An 18,817-nucleotide genomic window follows, 5' to 3' on the forward strand; every position below is an offset into this window, starting at 1 on the left:
ATCAAAAAGCTGTAGGGTGTAGGTGCCGAAAGTCCTGGCCACTAAACTCTCATTGATGATCATGGAAAAAGCCATGAGCAGGGAGGCAGCAGCTGTCATGGTACCTCTACCGTAAGCCTTCTTAAGGATCATAGCTATACCTCCCGCAGAGGGATATTCATTGGAAACTTTGATATAGGAGTAGGCACTAAATCCGGATATAATTGCACCTATCAGAAAAGCGACCGGGAAAAGTGCTCCTGATAACTCCGCTACTTGGCCTAGCAGGGCAAAAATTCCCGCACCGATCATAACGCCTGTACCTAATGCTACCGCTCCGGTGAGGCTAAGGCTGTTTTTGTTGTATTCAGACATATCTTAATTTAATCAGGTGAATGACACAAGAGCTGATACTTTGCTTAGAAACACCCTTACATCATGATTTTCAGCTTACAGTCAGTTCTTTATCAAAAAAAATTGAGTGACAAAAAACTAGAGGCTTTCAATAGCTGACCTCAGTTTATCCCTGATTTCAAGAGCTATTTTTTCCAAACCTTCGTTTGCTACCGCCTGCATAGAGGCCACCGGATCCACTGCTGCGACCTCAATCCCTTCATCAACTTGCTGTACAATTACATTGCAGGGCAGCATCGCACCAATCTTATCTTCAGCCAACAATGCTTTGTGCGCAAAAGGCGGATTACAGGCTCCCAGAATTCTATAAGGCCGAAAGTCTTCATCCAGTTTTTTCTTCAGGGTTTCTTTTACATCGATCTCTGTAAGAATACCGAACCCTTCTTCTTTCAGGGCGTCCGTTACTTTTTGTATAGCTTCTTCGAAGCTTGCGTCTTTTAATGTTTTTTCGTGATAATATTTCATGTCTATATAATTTGATTTTAAAAGGTCACATGCCTGCATACCATATTACATTTTCGGTATGCAGGCATGGAATTCACATCAAAAACATTCATCCTTTGGTTAGTATAATTAGGATTCTGTTTTTATGCTCATTTCATGTTTTAACTATTTAGTTCTTTCCATATTAGTAAATATTTAAGTAGAAGTTTGTAACAATTGTTACGTAACTCTTATACCTAAACCCATTATTAAAAACGGATGGACAAGCCACCCCCGCCACCAAAGCGGTTGTCGTAGCTCCCCATCAACGAAAAGTTTTTGGATAAGAGAAACTCCGCACCTGCATTCCACACGATTTCCTCTTCATAAGAAGCATTATTTTCAAGCGTGTTTATCCATCCAGCATCTAGCTGATATTCATAATACCCAAAAACAACAAACTTTGGGAAAAGCATCACAGATCGGCCTATGCCTACCCTTGGTCTCAGTTCGTTATCAATCCGCAAGTCCACATTAAACATGTATGGTGTGAACCATCGGATACCAGCCACTGCCGTGGTTTTTATATCATCCAGACTATTTTGTGTAGTATTCTCAACATTTACTCCCCCAAAGACACGCACATAGTCGTAGAGATAATATTCATAAGAAAACTCAGTTTCAATATTTTCATTCCAACCATATTCTAATGTATAATTGAACTGGTTGCGGATGTTGGAAGAAACCACGTTTAGCCCACCAGTGTGTGATGCAATATCAGCCATTCCCCAGGTATAAAACTGATTGGTTTCATGTACAAGTTTGGACACAGGATATGGCTCCATTCGTGGATCTCGGGGTGTATCATAACTTACCACACGTGCCATGCCTCCCATCATGTGATACAGGATATGACAGTGAAAAAACCAGTCACCATATTCATTTCCATAAAACTCAATCGTTACTTTTTGCATAGGAGGCACATTCACGGTATGCTTTAGGGGCGAATACTCTCCATTCTCATTGATTACCCTAAAAAAATGTCCATGCAAGTGCATTGGGTGGTGCATCATGGTGAGGTTATTGAAAGTAATCCTTGTTACTTCTCCTTCATTGATCTTAATCTTGTCGGTTTCAGAAAGTGGTATGCCATTCATACTCCAGATATAGCGGCTCATATTACCTGTTAGGTTTAAGAGAATTTCTTTTACAGGTAAATCCTTCGAGTAGGTTGTATTTTCTGTAGACTTGAGGTAATCATAGTTATACTCAGAAAACATATTCATTGCACCATCACCCATCCCACTCATTTGAGGTTTTTCAGAGTTGTCATTTTCCATATCCATCCCTTCATGCATTTGCATGTCGTTTTTGGTGTGGCTCATCTCCATTCCGCTTATTTCATCCTTCATTTGCATCCCCCATTTACTCATCAGTTCTTTGGGATTGTCTTTCTTGGGGCGATACTTCAGGGCAGGGGCACCCATCCGCATATCCATCTTGGACATTTTCATCATCATGCCAATCTTGTCAGGTCGGGGTACTGAGGGTGCTGGTAGCACTTCACCTTGTCCGAGAAACGCAGATGCAGTACCGGATCCATCCTGAGCAGTGATTTTAAACTCTATTTTTCCTTCATCTGGCATGGTCACAATAAAATCATACGTTTCGGCTATTGCGATGAAGGTTTTGTTGTGGGCAACTGGTTCTACATTCAGGCCATCGGCAGAAACAATGGTAGGCTCCCCTCCACCAAAAGTCATCCAAAACTGTGTAGAAGCTGCTCCGTTGATAATCCTCAACCTTACTTTTTCTCCTGGTTTGAAATCAGGGTATTCTTGCTTTTGCTCGCCATTCACCAAAAATGCCGGGTAATAAATATCTGCTATGTCGGCACTTTCCATTCTCTGCCTCCAAAAATTAAGCTGTGCTCCCAGCGCTCCACGAGCGATTACCTGATTCAGTGGTGTGGCTGTTCCTTTTCGCCAATTATACCATTCCGTTCCTCTTTTTAGAAAACGGAGAACGCTCATTGGATTTTCATTGGTCCAGTCTGAGAGCACCATCACCAACTCTTTGTCATAATCCAGGGTTTCCTCCTTTGGCTCGATTACAAACGAACCATAAACACCACTTTGCTCTTGCAGCATGGTATGGGAATGGTACCAGTAGGTTCCGGCCTGCTTTAAAGGAAACTCATATTTTTGGGTATGGCCAGGCTCAATTGGTGGAGTGGTGAGGTAGGGTACACCGTCATAAAAATTGGGTAATAGTAACCCATGCCAGTGTATCGAGGTTTCCACGTCCATTTCGTTTTTTACATATATAACTGCGTAGGAGCCCTCTTCAAAGCGTAAAGTAGGACCTGGAATTCCTCCGTTTACCGTCATACCAATTACTTCTTTTCCTGCTTTATTTACAGTTTCCTGTCGAAGGACAAGGTTATGAACAATGGTGTCCATCTGAGCTAAAACTGAAAGGTTTCCAATTAAAAGTATGAAAGTGGTAATAAGTGTATTTCTAATCATAAAGTTTATATTCTATTTATTCTTCGATTACATTTTTCATATAGAAAAAGAATTGAAAGGCACAAAAACGAAAAATGGATTTTCACGCTAAATAATCAATTGATTAACCCACACTGAGTAATTAACACATGGCTTAAAGTAGTCTGATTCAAATAAGGAAAACCCTATCCGCAACTCGTTCAATTATGAATTAGTACAGAGTCAACAAGGTCAATAAGAACTTGTTTTTATGAAATATTGGTTAAGATTTATGAAATTATGGTGACATTATAAGTTATGAGCTGATAGCAACTTATGTTTCTACTCTTTCGGAATCTTGATAGGAAACTTTTTCATCATCTTGTGGATAGATGGGTGGAGATCATCATACATGATAGTGGGGTCATAAAGATCGCCCTGAGCCAGGCCTTCCCAAACGATCTGATTCGTTTTAGGGTCAATAGCAGTCAATTTGGCACCACCATGAGCATATTTTACAATCTCCGGTTTAGAATATTCCTCTTTCCAGCCTGGGTTACCGCTAAGTTTGCCGTTGTAGAGATAAACTGTAGGCGCATTGTAGTTATCTATTGAATTATAATCAGGATAGTCATTTGCCCGGGCTACTTCAACTTTTCTTGCATGGCTCAGCCACTCTACCTGTAGCAATAGATCCGGATTGGCAGTATCTGGTTTTAGCTGTCGCTCAGCCATACAATGCCCAAAATAGTTTCTGGTCTTTTGCCGGATAAAATCATTGTCATACTCAGTATCAGTATTATGCTCTTTTTCAGGTAGCCAGGCGTAGGTTTCATATTGAGAGAAATCCACACTTTTGTCTTTAGTTACCTGCACGTCCTGATAAACGCTACAAGATGCCAAAGCGATAAGAGCTACTATGAGCGAATTTGAATGAATGAATTTTATCATGCGTTTTTTGTTGGTCTCCGGGGAATCCGACCTGCCTTCAGCCCTGCCAAATAGGTAAGCCGGAAGTATTCCCGGAGGTATTATAATTTATAAAGGAACGATAATAATTCGGGATGGTCTTACGAAGTTTTGGGAAGGTTTTAAGGAATTGTGAATATCTCTTATATAATACATTATCAACTTATGAAAAGAAAATGTATTGAATTAAGTCTTTTTTTGCGGTCTTCCTAGGTAGCTATAAATTAACTCGACTGTTAGGTAATCTAAAGTATAATCATCATAGCAATCATTGATGCTGCCATAACTGTCCCTCCAAGAATTCCCCAGTGAGTCATATGATTCTGAGATATTTTTTTTTGAGAGGTAAAACGTTCCGGGTCTTTCAGAAAAACGGACCGGCATTCTTCAGAATCGAAATTATAGGTAGTTTGTCTAAACTTGGTTGTGATTGTACTGTCTGCTTCAACAACCTGACCACAGACAGGATCAATGTTTTTATCGTGTGTTGAGTGACCAGTGTTCTTCAACGACATACAAGATGTCATTGTTATTAAAAAAATCAAAGTGATTGCTAAATTTTGTCTTAAACTATTCATGGAACCATCTATTTGAATGCCAGACAAAAGTGGAAAGGATTGATGTAGATAGAGCTGACGCTCGTCTTAAAATACCTTGATTTATTTCATTATCTGGCACCAAAATATATTAAATAAAAAAGACGACTTCATAAATGCAGCAATCTGGCGAATTTGCAACCACCGATTTATTCCAAAATTTCATAACTCATTTCCAAAATTTTGTAAATCCTACAAATCTAGATTTTCGTACATTGTATGCATTAAACTTCGACTATGATCCCAGAAACATTGTATATAAAGAACATGGTTTGCAATCGCTGCATCCAGGTGATTCGAGAGGAGCTTAATCGGTTAGGAATAGAAGTAGTCGACATCCAACTTGGAGAGGTGAAGCTTTCACAGAAGGTTAACTTACTACAGCTAGATCAAATCCGCGAGGTGATTATGGATCGAGGGTTTGAATTATTGGAGGATAGTAATAGCAAAATCATAGAACAGATAAAAACCTCCATCATCGATCTTATTCATAACCCTGAAGTGGCAAGCAATCAAAACGTCTCTCACTATTTAGAGAAGAAGATCGGAAAGGACTACAGCAATCTGAGTAATTTGTTTTCATCTGTAGAGAACATTACCATAGAGCGATACCTCATTTTGCAAAAAGTGGAAAAAGTAAAAGAGCTGCTGGTGTATGATGAACTGACACTCAGTGAAATATCGTACAAATTGAATTACAGTAGTGTTCAGTACCTCTCCGGACAGTTTAGAAGAGTTACCGGTATGTCCCCTTCAGAATTCAAAAAGCTCACAACCAAAGAAAGGCTGCCACTTGATGGAGTAGCGACCCAATAATCTCATAAACCTTAGCAAAAATTGCATAACACCTGCACCTGGGTTACTTCATACCTTTGGCTTATAAAATTTGAAGGAATATGGATGCTAATGTGAAAGATGCAGATAAAACAATAATAAGCGAGTCCTACGGAGTTTTGGGAATGACTTGCGCCTCTTGTGCTGCGAGTCTGGAGTCTTACCTGAAACCAAATGAAGGCATCCGGGAAGTATCTGTCAACTACCCAAATAAATCGGTAGCAATTGTATACAATCAGGATACTATTACTCTCGATCATATAAAAAATAAGGCTCAGGAAATAGGCTATGAGATCCTGGCTGGGGATAAAAATGAGCAGCAAGAAGCTATAGACCAAGCTGAAGATAATAGACTTAAAAAGCTCAGGTCAAAGCTCATAATAGCAGCTGCCCTTTCAACACCTGTTTTTATCATGGCCATGTTTTTTATGGGACAAATACCTTACGAAAACTGGATCATGATGGTGCTCTCGGCTCCTGTTCTCTTTTGGAGCGGTTCTGAATTCTTTGTGAACGCCTGGAAGAAGCTGAAGCACTTCTCTTCTAACATGGACACACTGGTCGCACTTAGTACTGGAGTGGCTTTTGCATTTAGTTTTTTCAATACAATCTATCCACAATTTTTCCTTGACCACAGTATTACACCCCATGTTTATTATGAGTCTGCGGTAATTATAGTGACTCTAATACTCCTGGGGAGGTACCTGGAAGAGCGTGCCAAGGGCAAGACTTCATCAGCTATCAAAAAACTTATGGGCTTGCAGCCCAAAAAGGTGGTCGTATTTAGGAACGGAGAAGAAGTTTCAATTCCTTTAAGTGATGTACTCAAAGGTGATTTGATCTTGCTTCGCCCGGGGGATAAAGTTCCGGTAGATGGGAAGGTAAAAAGCGGTGAATCTTATATTGACGAAAGTATGATCACCGGAGAACCTATCCCCGTAAATAAGGTAAAAGGGGAAGAAGTATTTGCGGGTACAGTCAATCAAAAAGGAAGTTTAAAGATACTGGCCAGCAAAGTTGGAGGAGAAACACTGTTGGCCCAGATCATTCAACTCGTCAAGTCTGCCCAGGCCAGTAAGCCCCCCATCCAGAAATTGGTGGATAAAGTAGCAGGAGTATTTGTGCCTGTAGTCGTAGGTCTGGCACTTCTCACTTTTTTACTGTGGTTTTTTCTTGGCCCGGAACCCTCCATCACGTATGCATTCCTTACACTCATTACCGTACTCATCATCGCCTGTCCATGTGCATTGGGTTTAGCCACGCCTACGGCATTAATGGTAGGTATTGGCAAAGGGGCCGAGCAGGGTATACTGATCAAGGATGCCCAGGCACTGGAAGTAGCCTACAAAACAAATGCACTGGTACTGGACAAAACAGGTACGATAACAGAAGGCAAACCCGAGGTTACCGATAGCTATTGGAAAAGTGACACCTCAAAAGAACTGTTTCAAGATATTTTACTTTCAGTCGAATCCAATTCGGAACATCCATTGGCGCATGCTATTGTTCAATACCTGAAAGAGGCTAAGAGCAAACCAGTTGAGATCTCAAATTTTGAAAGCATCACCGGACAGGGCGCTAAAGCCAAATACGAAGGGGAGTGGTTTTTTATAGGAAATGAGGAACTAGTAAGAGACAATGAAATTGAGTTCAATTCCAAATTGAGAAGTCAGTCAGACACTTTGAAACAGGAGGCAAAAACAGTCGTGCTCTTTGCGGATCATAAGGAAGTGCTAGGTGTTATTGCCATAGCAGATAAGGTAAAAGATTCCTCAAAGCAAGCTATCAGCTCCCTCAAAAAGATGGGAATGGAAATCCATATGCTAACGGGAGACAATCAACAAACGGCCAAAGCGATTGCTGAACAGGTTGGAATCGATAATTATAAAGCCCAGGTTAAACCTGCGGACAAAGGAGAATTCATCACTGCTTTACAAAATAGAGGTAAGGTGGTGGCAATGGCTGGTGATGGTATTAATGACTCTCATGCTTTGGCGCAAGCGGACATTGGCATAGCGATGGGCAGTGGCACAGACATAGCTATGGAAAGTGCTGGTATTACATTGATGCACTCAGACTTGCAGCAAATCACCCGGGCCATTACTCTTTCCAAGGCCACTATACGCACGATCAGACAAAATTTATTTTGGGCGTTCATCTACAATGTGATAGCCATTCCGGTAGCTGCCGGTGCACTATTCCCATTATTTGGATTTCTATTGAATCCCATGATAGCAGGGGCAGCCATGGCAATGAGTTCAGTCTCTGTTGTCACCAACAGTCTGAGATTGAAAAACCAAATCAATTAATAAAACAAAATATAGAAATAAATACAAAAAAATTATGAGAACAAAAATTAATACTGGAGTCAGGGTCATATTTGGAGTTGCACTTATTGCATTCGGATCTGATAAATTTTTAGAATTTATGCCCCATGGTCATATTATGACAGAAACCTTGATGAATGCTTTCATGGGACTAATGGCAAACAAGTTCATACTTCCTACAGTAGGTATTATAGAAATGTTGGTTGGACTTTCATTGCTGACCAACAGGTTTACAAACCTTTCTTTGTTGGCTTTATTCCCTATTAGTTTTGGTATTATAGCTTTTCACCTGGCCGTTGACTTACCGGGTATTATACCAGGAATAGCGGTGGCAACCTTGAATGTATATATGCTTTTTAGGAAAAGGAAGGAGCTGGCAATTTTACTAAAGCCCTAAAAATCAATAGTGCTTCACTATCGAAGACCTTGGAAATTTGATTTATAAAAAATGTACAACGTATAAATAGATAAGAATGGAAACGATAAAATTTAAAACAAATATCAACTGCGGGGGATGCCTGAAATCAGTCACCCCACACCTTAATGAACTGGACAGTATTGAGTCCTGGAAAGTAGACATTGAAAACCCTGATAAAATTCTGCAGGTAGAGCTAGAAGGAGATGAGAATGAAGTGGTCAAAGCGGTAATAGAAGCAGGGTTTGAAATAGAAAAGGTATAGTGCAATTTCAGGTTCCAATCATGGAAAAAGTCCCAATGCTGATTGTATTGGGGCATTTTATTTGCTGTGCTTCATTGCTGCCAGACTGCATCAATTGTAACTTATTCGAACTTGAATCGTCCACTAGGAAAGAAATAAAATAGCTCAGTAGATATGATTCAAAATAGAAGAGTGATTTTATCCACTCTATGGATATTTGTTACATTAAATTATTTGTATTGCGATGTTTTGTCATTGATGTCAGCAGAATTGTTAAACGCATTGCTTACGGGTGAAGTCGCTGGACTTAAAATGAATGAAACCACTTTGCTGATATCGGGTATCATTATGGAAATCTCGATTGCAATGGCTTTGCTATCAAGAGTTTTAAAATACAATGCCAATCGCATATCCAACATAATTGCTGGTATTATCAAAACACTAATAATGATTGGAACACTATTCATGGGGACACCTAGTTATCATTATATGTTTTTTGCAACTATAGAAATAGGAACTACTTTATTCATCGTCTGGTATGCATGGACTTGGACTCAATCTGAGGAGAACAAGGAAGTACAAAATTCCCTCAAATAGAAGCAGATCATAGGAAATTACGAAGCACAGCATTCACGATAAAGGGCATGACCTTGCTTAGCTATATGTCAAGAGCATGCGAACGATCAGGCAATAGAACTCGGTATATGTCAGACATTAAATTCAATGAAACCCATTAAAAGCATTGGAAAGTTTCTGTTTAAGTTTGTTCTTTAATGCAGCAGTTTAGAAAAATATCGGCCATATCGTTTCTGAGCATATTCAGTATGTATCTGCTGCATCAGGTATTGCCGCATGTTCATCATGAGCACGGTAGCGCTGAGCACATAAGCATTGCTGAGACTAAGGCTGAGCATTCTCATGATCACGATCATCACCATCACCATGACGATGATGACTCCAGTGAAGGTTTTGATCTCGTAGGATTCCTTTTTGGGACACACGCTCACACAGTCCAGGTTGATAATATCCTTGTCACCAAAAGTATCTCCAAGCAACAGGTATCAGTAAAGGTTGTAGTAGCAGATGTTACTTATGAGATTAAGATATCGGAAAGGGAGCCGGAAGAACAGATACTCTGGCAACATCCTCCGGACCCTACAAAATCCCCCCACCTAACTTCGGTTTCGTTAAGAGGCCCCCCATCTTTAGGATAATCATTTCAAGCAGGAAGAATCTCGCTTACAGAGCATATTAGGTTATGCTCTACACTATTTGATTAATCCTAAAATCAATTTACATGTATAAAAAAATCGTGTTCGCTCTTTGCGGATGCTTCTTGTCGTTTGGCTTGATTGCCCAATCGACCTCAATAGAAAGCATTCTCAGGGAAGTTGAACAAAACAACCAGGAGCTGAAAGCCCTCAGTCAATATGCTGAGAGTAGAGCTCTTGAACTGAAATCCGGAAATAATCTGCCAGACCCTCAACTGGGTGCATACTATCTGCCTTTTGGTGAGCATAGTACGGGTGATTACTCCGAGTTCCAGGTGAGTCAGTCTTTTGAGTTCCCAACGGTCTATGGCACTCGAAGGAATCTTATTGACAAACAAACCGATCAGTTGGAACTTGACTATCAGGCCAGGCGGCAGGAAATATTGGCGCAAGCCAAAGAATACTGCCTGAATCTGATCTACCTGAACAAACGCCTAACTACCGAAACACTTAGAGTGGAGCAGGCAAAAGAGGTGTTTGAGCAGGTGCAGGAGCTTTACGAAAAAGAACAGGTAGGTATCCTGGAATTGAATAAAGCGAAGGTGGCCTGGATGCAGGAGCAGTTCAAAATCCAGCAGATTGAAAGCGATCAGAAGAACACCATACTACTCCTTAAGAATCTTAATGGAGGAGCGGAGATACGTTTTTCATCTGATGAATATGCTTTATCCCTGGATTTGACTGACAAGGAAAGTGTTTGGCAGGAAAAGCAAGTGCAAGATCCTGAGCTGGTAAAACTCAAGCAACAGGAGGCGATTGCTCAGCAGTCATTACTGTTAGCTAAAAGCAGGACGCTCCCAAATTTGACAGCTGGCTTCAATAGTCAGGGTGTAGCCGGTGAGCGGTTTTCCGGTGTGTATGCCGGCATTAGTATTCCATTATGGAGTAACCGGAATAAGGTGAAAGCCGCTCAATCTCAAGTTGACTTTCAACAGTCAATCAATACCTCCTTGTCATTGCAAGCCTATTCGGCATTTGAAAAGCAATACAATGACTTTGAGATTATGCTTTCCAAGTTTCAGGAATATGAAGCAACCTTATCGGGCTTAAACAGTGATGACTTATTGCTGCAGGCCTATCAACTAGGTGAATTATCCTTCCTGGAATACTACATGGAGCTAAAGTTTTATCGCCAGGCATATGATACGATGCTGGACATGCAATACCAGCTTTACGTATCGCAAACACAACTTTTAAAACATCAATTATAAAATCTTAAAACATCGAATTATGAAAATTTCAAATATCCTTATCGCATTAACTTTTGTTTTCGCTATTGCCTGTTCGGGTAAAAAATCTGAATCAGGGCATGGACATCCACATGATACAGAATCAGAAGCACATCCCCATGATGAAGCTGGAGAAGACCATGGACACAGTCATGATGACGGGGATCACGAGCATGGTGAACACCATGAACAAGAAGAATTCACAGTAGACAGTGACTCTGCTCAGATTCAGGAAGAGGGTACCCATACTCATGGTGACGGTAGTACTCATCACAATCATTAATCATTAAAAACAAAAGATAATATGCGATATATAATAGTATTGTTTTCGTTGGTGGTGTTTTCATGCCAACCTGCGGAGGAAGATGGGCATGCCCATGCACCAGATGGCAGTCACGTTACAGAAGGCATTGAAACGCCTACACTTGACGCCACTATCTGGACAGATAAAACGGAGTTATTCGTAGAGTTTCCGGCTCTTGTTGTCGGAAGTTCGAGTCGCTTCGCAGCGCACTTTACGTTTATGGAAAAGCATAAACCTGTACGCGAGGGAAGTGTAACAGTAAGTCTAGTTAAGGGAGATAAAGGGATTCGTCACACGGTGGATGCACCATCCTCTCCTGGAATTTTTAGACCTATACTGCAACCAAAAGAATCGGGTATATTTCAGTTGATATTTGATATAAAAACGCCAACGCTTTCAGACAGAATTGTCATGAATGACGTTCGGGTGTTTGCATCAGTTGAGGAAGCCATAGAAGTGTTGGGAGGTGAAGAATCCGATGACGGTTCCATTACTTTCTTGAAAGAGCAAGCCTGGAAGATTGATTTTCAGACTGCTCAGGCTGAAATGGGAGAGGTCTATGAAATGATTCCAACTTCAGGCATCTGGAAAGTTTCACCTTCGGATTATCAGACGCTTCCTGCTCCTGTGAGCGGAACGGTCACTTTTAGTGGCAACAGCCTCAATGAAGGGACCAGGGTGAGGAAAGGACAAATATTAATGACGGTGAGCAGCGCCAATCTCACATCCAACAATATGGATGCACAGATAAAAATGGCTAAAGCCAATTTCGATCAGGCCAAGTCTTCTTATGAACGTAAGCAAAAGCTATTCGAATCAAAGATTGTTTCCAAGGCAGAATTCGAGCAAGAAGAGCAAAAATATCTGGTCGCCAAATCAAAGTATGAGACCTTGAGTGCAGGGTATGGTACCAATGGCAAGCAGGTGATTGTTCCGTTTGATGGCTATATCAAAAGCCTCGTTGTGAACAATGGTGCATTTGTGGAAGAAGGTGCATCACTATTGACCATTACGAGTCACAAGTCTAGTTTGTTGGAAGCGCAAGTCAGTTCGGCAAATGCTTCCAAACTGAATAGCATTTTCGATATTTGGTATCAACCTAAAGAAGGAAAATGGTCCAGCTTAAATGCAACCGGAGGAAAAATTCTTTCGATAGGAAAAGAAGTAGAAAGAGACAGCCCCTTGTTGTCCATCTATTCCAAGATCAACGATGTAGTAGAAATGCCAGAAGGCAGTTTTACCGAGGTGCAGCTGTCGGTTGGAAAACCTAGAAAATCAACGGTGATTCCTACATCCTCCTTATTGGAAGATTATGGAAGTTACTCTGTCATTGTGGAGCTATCGGGAGAAAGCTTTGAAAGAAGACCAGTAACCATAGGGCGTAAAAACGGCAATTTGGTAGAAATAACATCTGGTCTTGAAGTTGGAGAAATGGTAGTGAGCATTGGCGCCTATCAGGTAAAAATGGCGGCCATGTCAGGCGCTGTTCCAGCACATGGACACGATCATTAAATAACGTAGCATGCTAAATAAAATATTATCAATATCGCTCCAAAACCGCCTGATGGTGCTTTTGGCAGCCGTGCTACTGAGCGTGTCGGGGATTTATATTGCCCGCAACATGAATGTGGATGTATTTCCTGACCTCACAGCTCCCACAGTTACTATACTGACGGAAGCGCACGGAATGGAATCGGAAGAGGTGGAAAAATTGGTCACCTATCAATTAGAAACGGCCATGAATGGCTCGCCCAATGTGCGTAGAATCCGCTCTTCATCTGCTGCCGGAATCTCCATTGTGTGGATAGAATTTGAATGGGGTACGGATATTTATCGAGCAAGACAAATTGTGAGTGAACGTATTCCGATGGTTCGGGAGAATTTGCCTTCTGGTGTTGGTACGCCTACTATGGCACCCATTTCATCCATCATGGGTGAGGTAATGCTTTTAGGCGTTCGATCAGATAGTTTGTCTCCGATGGAGCTGCGAACGCTGGCTGACTGGACCATTCGCCCAAGAATCAAATCCATTGGCGGGATTGCCAATGTGATTGTGATTGGAGGGGACTACAAGCAATATCAGGTATTGGCCCATCCGGAGAAGCTCAAATACTATGATGTGAGCCTTGGTGAACTACTGGAGAAAGTACAAGAGAGCAATGTGAATGCTCCAGGAGGCTTTTTGAATGAATACGGCAATCAGTATATCATTAAAGGAAGTGGTAGAGCGTATTCAGTAGAGCACCTCGAAGAAGCGGTTCTTAAGAATGTCAATAGACAATCCATCAAGATTAAGGATGTTGCAACCGTACAAATTGGTGCAGCGGACAAGATCGGTGACGGTTCGCTAAATGCGGATCCTGCAGTGATCTTGACGATCTCCAAACAGCCGGATGTCAACACATTGGAATTGACCGAAAGGCTCGATGAAGCCATCACTGATTTGAACAACACATTACCGGAAAGCGTGGAAATCAAAAGCCACATTTTCCGTCAGTCAAATTTCATTGAGGCATCCATTAACAACCTGAATCAGACCTTACTGGAAGGAGCTTTTTTCGTTGTGATCGTGCTATTCATCTTTTTGATGAACTGGCGAACTACGGTTATTTCATTGCTCGCCATTCCTATCTCGCTGTTGGTATCCATCATTGTTCTTAAAATGCTGGGATATACCATCAATACGATGAGTTTGGGAGGTATGGCTATAGCCATTGGTGCGTTGGTAGATGATGCGATCATTGATGTGGAAAATGTTTTCAAGCGATTGCGTGAGAATATTCGAAAACCAAAAGCGGAGCAACAGCCTGTGCTTACGGTGGTGAAGGACGCTTCGGTGGAGATTCGTAGCTCGATCATTATTGCTACGCTCATCATCATTGTATCGTTTGTTCCACTATTCTTTCTCAGTGGGATGGAAGGAAGATTGTTGCAGCCACTTGGCATAGCATTCATTACTTCGGTATTGACTTCCCTGATCGTAGCAGTGACCGTTACCCCTGTACTGTGTTCCTATTTGCTGAAAAGCGAAAAGGTGCTCAGCAAACAAGCTGAGGGAACGAAAGTGGAACGCTGGCTTCAATCTCGATATTCACGGACATTGGAAAGGGTGTTGAGATTTCCCAAGACCGTCATTGGCTTGACAGTGGGGGCATTCATTATCAGTTTGATTCTATTGACACAATTGGGTCGTAGTTTCCTGCCTGAGTTCAATGAAGGATCCTTGGTGATCAGTGCAGTGGGTATACCAGGTATGTCGCTAGAAGAAAGCAACAAGAACGGAAAACTGATTGAACAATTGCTCTTGGATATGCCGGAAGTGGATGTGGTAACTCGTAGAACCGGACGAGCTGAGCTGGACGAACATGCTCAGGGAGTGAATGCGGCTGAAATAGATGTGCCTTTTACGCTAGACGGAAAATCAAAGGAGCAATTCTTTGAGCAAGTTCGAACGAAGCTAAGTGTAGTGCCTGGTGTAAATATCACGTTGGGTCAGCCGATTGCTCACCGAATTGATCACATGCTTTCTGGTACTCGAGCAAACATTGCCATCAAGATTTTTGGTGATGATTTGCAGCGTTTGTTTGAGTTGGGTAAAAGTGTAGAAACCAATATCAATTCCATTGATGGAATTGCCGATGTTGCAGTAGATCAGCAGATCGAAGTGCCACAAATTCGCATTACACCCAAGCGACAAATGCTGTCTGCTTATGGTATGACGGTTGGTGATTTGATGGAGCAAGTAGATGTGGCCTTTGCCGGAGAAAAGGCAGGTGAAATCTATGAAGGTCAGAAGTATTTTGACCTTATCGTTCGTTTTAAAAAGGAGTCAAGGAGCAGTATGGAATCCATACAAGCTGCTTTGGTCACCTTACCAAACGGAGGGCAAATCACATTGGATCAGCTTGCAGATGTGAAATCTGTAAGTTCTCCGAATACCATTTCCAGAGAGAATGTAAAGCGTAAGATTGTAGTAGCTGCCAATGTGCAGGGACGTGATTTGCGTGGGGTGGTAAATGAGATTCAGCAGATCGTAGATGCGAATATTGACTTACCTGAAGGTTATCGGGTAGAGTATGGCGGTCAGTTTGAGAGTGAAGCAAAGGCTTCTCAATTATTACTAATCACGGCTGTTGTTGCCATTTTGATCATCTTTCTATTGCTCTATTATGAGTTTCAGGATGTGAAACTTTCATTCATTGTCTTGATCAATCTGCCTCTGGCTCTGATTGGTGGGATTTTGATTGTGTACTTCACTTCCGGCATTATCAGCATTGCTGCTACCATTGGCTTTATTAGCTTGTTTGGTATCGCTACTAGGAACGGAATCCTATTGGTATCGAGGTATGAGGATTTGAGGAAGGAAGGTTTGCAAGGGTTTGAGTTGCTCAAAACCGGAGCTTTGGACAGACTGAATCCAATACTAATGACGGCCTTCACTACTGGGCTTGCCTTAATACCGCTTGCACTGAAAGGGGGCGAACCGGGTAATGAAATTCAAAGCCCAATGGCAGTAGTGATTTTGGGCGGGTTGCTGTCTGCTACTTTGCTCAATCTCATTGTTATCCCATGTGTGTATGAGTTGGTTAACTCAAGGAAGAATTAACCAGGTAAATGATAGTCAGGCCAAATCGGCCTGACTATTTCAAATATGCATTAGATTCAAATTATATCTTTATAGACTTTCCGAAACATACACATTCTCCGCAACCTTTTGAGAAACCATTCGAGTTTCTCCTTCGATTTCAACATCCAAAGATCCATCAAACTCGTGATGTGATTTGATAAGGATTTTACTATTGATGACAAGTCCCAATTGTGTAATGTGTTGAAGGAATGCAGGAGAATCGTTCTTTACTCCAACAACTTTTAGTTGCTTGCCAACTGATTCATTTTCTAAGGTAGTTTTGTGCATTCCCCTAATCTTGCCAGTGGCATCCGGGATAGGGTCACCATGTGGATCATATTCAGGGAAACCCAAAAGCTTATCCAGTTGATCTACTAGTTTTTTGGACTTAATGTGTTCCAGTTGCTCGGCTACCTCATGGATTTCATCCCAGGTAAATTCCATTTTCTCAACTAAAAATGTTTCCCACAATCGGTGCTTCCTTATGACAGAGAAAGCAATTGTTTCACCCTCTTTCAGCAGTGATATTGCACCGTATTTTTTATAATCAATGAATCCCTTTTCTTTCAGCTTCTTTAGCATACTACTCACCGTAGCAGGAGATATTCCAAGATGACTCGCAAGTTCATTGGTACCAAGCTCCTTCCCGTTTCGATTCAGGTTTAGGCTGTAGATGGCTTTCAGATAATTCTCCTCCGTGATAGTGATCATGTTTCAAAAGTAAGTATCGCATGTCTTATTTAAAAGTTTGATATGTCTAACTTTAATTAATAGATTTGTATAAAATTATTTTGAGATGAATAAAATAATAATATATCTGAGCATTGTCACTTTTGTGTTGGCTATTTCATGTGAGGAAATAATACCAGCTGCTCCTGCTGAAAATGAGCTGCTGGATGGCCCTACGGAAGGCTTATCCCATGCTGAGCAAAGACAATTTTTGGATGGAGATATTGCTTTTAATGACGAGGTGTTTTCAGTGGAAAATGGACTTGGACCAGGCTTTGTTGCCACGTCCTGTGGAAGCTGTCATGCAGGAGATGGCAAAGGTCATCCTTTTACCACGCTCACTAGATTTGGTCAATCACTGCCAAACACATTGCCGGATCTATCTATTGGAGGTCCTCAACTTCAAAATAGAGCAATACCAGGGTTTGAACCTGAAAAGCTGCCAGATGGTGTTCCATTCATGAAGTTTACTCCACCGGCTGTTACTGGGTTGGGATTTCTGGCAGCACTGTCAGATCAACAGATTCTGCAGAATGTCGATTCTCTTGATGATGATGGTGATGGTATTTCCGGGAAACCAAATTACATAACACCACCAGACTACTTTGAACAGAAATCGATTCATCAGCCTGTCAATGGTAAAATTATAGGGCGTTTTGGGAAGAAAGCTGCGGCGATTGATCTGCTTCAACAGACCGTAGGTGCCTACAATCAGGATATGGGAATTACTTCAACTTTTGAGCCCATTGATCCTTACAGCCAGCTTTCTACCGATCCTGAAGTTTCTGATCAAACGATTCGTGATGTGGTCTTTTATCTGAGAACATTAAAAGCTCCTATTCCTAGATCAGAGGAAAACACGGTGGTATTACAAGGGAAGTCAATATTTACAGAAATACAGTGCGCCTCATGTCATATCCCTGAATGGACAACCCCAGAGTCTGATATCGAAGCATTATCGAATAGGACATTCTACCCATACACGGATTTGTTGCTACATGATATGGGACTAGGGCTGGATGATGGTGCCACCGAAGGATCTGCTGAAACATACGAATGGCGGACTCCACCATTATGGGGCTTGGGACTTTCGCCCAATTCGCAAGGCGGATCATTCTTCTTAATGCATGATGGACGAGCCGCAAGTATTGAAGAAGCTATCCTGCTTCATGGTGGAGAAGCTGACAACAGTAAAAATCAATTTGTCTCTCTTTCTGAAGATGATAAAGAGGCACTCATTAAGTTTCTCAAATCTCTTTAGATATGGAAAGAAGAGAATTTGTCAGAAAATGCGGAATGGGCTGCCTCGGTATAGTGGCAACAGGTTTACTCCTTGAAGGATGTGCTGGAACCCGATACATTTCTGGGAATATAGAAGGCTCCTATCTGAGTCTGCCTGAAGCAGCATTTTTGAAAGAGGAAAACAACTATTTAAAGTATGTAGTGGTGCAGAATGAGTCATTACAATACCCGGTAGCTGTTTTCCGCTTCAATTCCAATGACTACAAAGCATTGCTCATGAAATGCACACACCAAGGCACGGAACTTCAGGTATTTGGAGATCGGCTACAGTGTCCTGCCCATGGAAGTGAGTTTACACAAGATGGAAGTGTTCAAAATGGCCCGGCTGATACATCGCTTAGAAGTTTCCCAATTATAAAAGAAAGTAAAACCCTTAAAATCGATTTATCATGAGGAAGTTTGGTTGGATACTTATAACAATAACATCTCTGCTTTCGATAGATGCAAAGGCTCAAATCGACAGTACTTTACTCAAGCGTACACCAGTTGATACGGCAAAAAACCAGCTTAATATGGATGCTGTTTACAACAGACCTTTTCTACAGGTTGGTAAGTTACCGGTATCAGTAGGTGGATATATTGAGGCAGATTATGGATACATTGGTGAAGATGGTGTGACAGATGGACATAGCTTCCGAGTCCCGCGAATGACGCTTTTTGTTGCTTCC

At 41.5% G+C, this 18,817-nt stretch carries 18 protein-coding genes and 1 pseudogene; 13 read left to right on the forward strand and 6 right to left on the reverse strand.

Translation table 11 applies throughout. The features are described 5' to 3' along the window. The 5 genes from RLN88_RS04800 to RLN88_RS04820 all read right to left on the reverse strand — a co-directional run. Positions 1-354: amino acid permease (locus RLN88_RS04800; RefSeq protein ID WP_350205650.1), on the reverse strand; the 354-nt coding region annotated here is incomplete at its 3' end. Between the two features lie 117 nt (positions 355-471). Continuing rightward, positions 472-858, reverse strand: a complete 387-nt coding sequence (locus RLN88_RS04805) for a DUF302 domain-containing protein (protein WP_350205651.1) — start codon at positions 856-858, stop codon at positions 472-474. A 227-nt stretch (positions 859-1,085) separates the two neighbouring features. Continuing rightward, positions 1,086-3,278 carry a multicopper oxidase domain-containing protein gene (locus RLN88_RS04810; RefSeq protein WP_502880098.1) on the reverse strand — a complete coding sequence of 731 codons (2,193 nt, stop codon included), beginning with the start codon at positions 3,276-3,278 and terminating at the stop codon, positions 1,086-1,088. Between the two features lie 366 nt (positions 3,279-3,644). Further along, positions 3,645-4,253, reverse strand: a complete 609-nt coding sequence (locus tag RLN88_RS04815) for a DUF4136 domain-containing protein (RefSeq protein ID WP_350205653.1) — start codon at positions 4,251-4,253, stop codon at positions 3,645-3,647. Between the two features lie 263 nt (positions 4,254-4,516). Then, a complete protein-coding gene (locus tag RLN88_RS04820) occupies positions 4,517-4,849 on the reverse strand; it encodes a YHS domain-containing protein (protein ID WP_350220250.1) in 333 nt (110 codons plus the stop codon). 255 nt (positions 4,850-5,104) lie between these two features. Between RLN88_RS04820 and RLN88_RS04825 the strand changes: the two genes are divergently transcribed. The 10 genes from RLN88_RS04825 (at position 5,105) to RLN88_RS04870 (ending at position 16,097) form a co-directional block, all read left to right on the forward strand. Beyond that, positions 5,105-5,683, forward strand: coding sequence for an AraC family transcriptional regulator (locus RLN88_RS04825; RefSeq protein ID WP_350220251.1), 579 nt, complete (start codon positions 5,105-5,107; stop codon positions 5,681-5,683). Positions 5,684-5,763: 80 nt separating this feature from the next. Next, entirely contained in the window at positions 5,764-8,010 is a 2,247-nt protein-coding gene (locus tag RLN88_RS04830; RefSeq protein ID WP_350220252.1) for a heavy metal translocating P-type ATPase, read from the forward strand. A 34-nt stretch (positions 8,011-8,044) separates the two neighbouring features. Beyond that, entirely contained in the window at positions 8,045-8,425 is a 381-nt protein-coding gene (locus RLN88_RS04835) for a DoxX family membrane protein (RefSeq protein ID WP_350205657.1), read from the forward strand. 76 nt (positions 8,426-8,501) lie between these two features. Further along, the gene (locus RLN88_RS04840; RefSeq protein WP_350220253.1) at positions 8,502-8,708 is read left to right on the forward strand and encodes a heavy-metal-associated domain-containing protein; all 207 of its coding nucleotides are present in this window, start codon (positions 8,502-8,504) and stop codon (positions 8,706-8,708) included. Between the two features lie 153 nt (positions 8,709-8,861). After that, positions 8,862-9,284, forward strand: coding sequence for a DUF6326 family protein (locus RLN88_RS04845; RefSeq protein ID WP_350205659.1), 423 nt, complete (start codon positions 8,862-8,864; stop codon positions 9,282-9,284). A 227-nt stretch (positions 9,285-9,511) separates the two neighbouring features. Continuing rightward, positions 9,512-9,901: a hypothetical protein gene (locus RLN88_RS16740; protein ID WP_502879966.1), complete on the forward strand. Its 390-nt coding sequence runs from the start codon at positions 9,512-9,514 to the stop codon at positions 9,899-9,901. An 83-nt stretch (positions 9,902-9,984) separates the two neighbouring features. After that, complete coding sequence (locus RLN88_RS04855; RefSeq protein ID WP_350205662.1) at positions 9,985-11,169, forward strand: TolC family protein; 1,185 nt, start codon at positions 9,985-9,987, stop codon at positions 11,167-11,169. Positions 11,170-11,188: 19 nt separating this feature from the next. After that, entirely contained in the window at positions 11,189-11,470 is a 282-nt protein-coding gene (locus RLN88_RS04860; protein ID WP_350205663.1) for a hypothetical protein, read from the forward strand. 21 nt (positions 11,471-11,491) lie between these two features. After that, the gene (locus RLN88_RS04865; RefSeq protein ID WP_350220254.1) at positions 11,492-13,003 is read left to right on the forward strand and encodes an efflux RND transporter periplasmic adaptor subunit; all 1,512 of its coding nucleotides are present in this window, start codon (positions 11,492-11,494) and stop codon (positions 13,001-13,003) included. Between the two features lie 10 nt (positions 13,004-13,013). Beyond that, entirely contained in the window at positions 13,014-16,097 is a 3,084-nt protein-coding gene (locus RLN88_RS04870; RefSeq protein WP_350220255.1) for an efflux RND transporter permease subunit, read from the forward strand. A gap of 69 nt (positions 16,098-16,166) precedes the next feature. Here RLN88_RS04870 and RLN88_RS04875 read toward each other — a convergent pair whose 3' ends face one another. After that, positions 16,167-16,829 (reverse strand): metal-dependent transcriptional regulator, encoded by a 663-nt coding sequence (locus RLN88_RS04875; RefSeq protein ID WP_350205666.1) that lies wholly within the window; start codon positions 16,827-16,829, stop codon positions 16,167-16,169. 85 nt (positions 16,830-16,914) lie between these two features. Between RLN88_RS04875 and RLN88_RS04880 the strand changes: the two genes are divergently transcribed. The 3 genes and pseudogenes from RLN88_RS04880 to RLN88_RS04890 all read left to right on the forward strand — a co-directional run. After that, on the forward strand, positions 16,915-18,108 hold the full coding sequence (locus RLN88_RS04880) for a di-heme oxidoredictase family protein (RefSeq protein ID WP_350205667.1): 1,194 nt from the start codon (positions 16,915-16,917) through the stop codon (positions 18,106-18,108). Positions 18,109-18,110: 2 nt separating this feature from the next. Next, the gene (locus tag RLN88_RS04885; protein WP_350205668.1) at positions 18,111-18,542 is read left to right on the forward strand and encodes a Rieske (2Fe-2S) protein; all 432 of its coding nucleotides are present in this window, start codon (positions 18,111-18,113) and stop codon (positions 18,540-18,542) included. Beyond that, a pseudogene (locus RLN88_RS04890) lies at positions 18,539-18,817 on the forward strand (hypothetical protein); the annotation flags it as partial. The gene RLN88_RS04885 and the pseudogene RLN88_RS04890, both read left to right, overlap by 4 nt.

It is taken from the genome of Ekhidna sp., assembly GCF_040223195.1.
Classification (GTDB): domain Bacteria; phylum Bacteroidota; class Bacteroidia; order Cytophagales; family Cyclobacteriaceae; genus Ekhidna.

Coding starts and splice junctions, on each gene's coding strand:
- RLN88_RS04805 (WP_350205651.1), bottom strand. CDS start 858: ATGAAATATTATCACGAAAAAACATTAAAAGACGCAAGCTTCGAAGAA.
- RLN88_RS04810 (WP_502880098.1), bottom strand. CDS start 3,278: ATGGACACCATTGTTCATAACCTTGTCCTTCGACAGGAAACTGTAAAT.
- RLN88_RS04815 (WP_350205653.1), bottom strand. CDS start 4,253: ATGATAAAATTCATTCATTCAAATTCGCTCATAGTAGCTCTTATCGCT.
- RLN88_RS04820 (WP_350220250.1), bottom strand. CDS start 4,849: ATGAATAGTTTAAGACAAAATTTAGCAATCACTTTGATTTTTTTAATA.
- RLN88_RS04825 (WP_350220251.1), top strand. CDS start 5,105: ATGATCCCAGAAACATTGTATATAAAGAACATGGTTTGCAATCGCTGC.
- RLN88_RS04830 (WP_350220252.1), top strand. CDS start 5,764: ATGGATGCTAATGTGAAAGATGCAGATAAAACAATAATAAGCGAGTCC.
- RLN88_RS04835 (WP_350205657.1), top strand. CDS start 8,045: ATGAGAACAAAAATTAATACTGGAGTCAGGGTCATATTTGGAGTTGCA.
- RLN88_RS04840 (WP_350220253.1), top strand. CDS start 8,502: ATGGAAACGATAAAATTTAAAACAAATATCAACTGCGGGGGATGCCTG.
- RLN88_RS04845 (WP_350205659.1), top strand. CDS start 8,862: ATGATTCAAAATAGAAGAGTGATTTTATCCACTCTATGGATATTTGTT.
- RLN88_RS16740 (WP_502879966.1), top strand. CDS start 9,512: ATGTATCTGCTGCATCAGGTATTGCCGCATGTTCATCATGAGCACGGT.
- RLN88_RS04855 (WP_350205662.1), top strand. CDS start 9,985: ATGTATAAAAAAATCGTGTTCGCTCTTTGCGGATGCTTCTTGTCGTTT.
- RLN88_RS04860 (WP_350205663.1), top strand. CDS start 11,189: ATGAAAATTTCAAATATCCTTATCGCATTAACTTTTGTTTTCGCTATT.
- RLN88_RS04865 (WP_350220254.1), top strand. CDS start 11,492: ATGCGATATATAATAGTATTGTTTTCGTTGGTGGTGTTTTCATGCCAA.
- RLN88_RS04870 (WP_350220255.1), top strand. CDS start 13,014: ATGCTAAATAAAATATTATCAATATCGCTCCAAAACCGCCTGATGGTG.
- RLN88_RS04875 (WP_350205666.1), bottom strand. CDS start 16,829: ATGATCACTATCACGGAGGAGAATTATCTGAAAGCCATCTACAGCCTA.
- RLN88_RS04880 (WP_350205667.1), top strand. CDS start 16,915: ATGAATAAAATAATAATATATCTGAGCATTGTCACTTTTGTGTTGGCT.
- RLN88_RS04885 (WP_350205668.1), top strand. CDS start 18,111: ATGGAAAGAAGAGAATTTGTCAGAAAATGCGGAATGGGCTGCCTCGGT.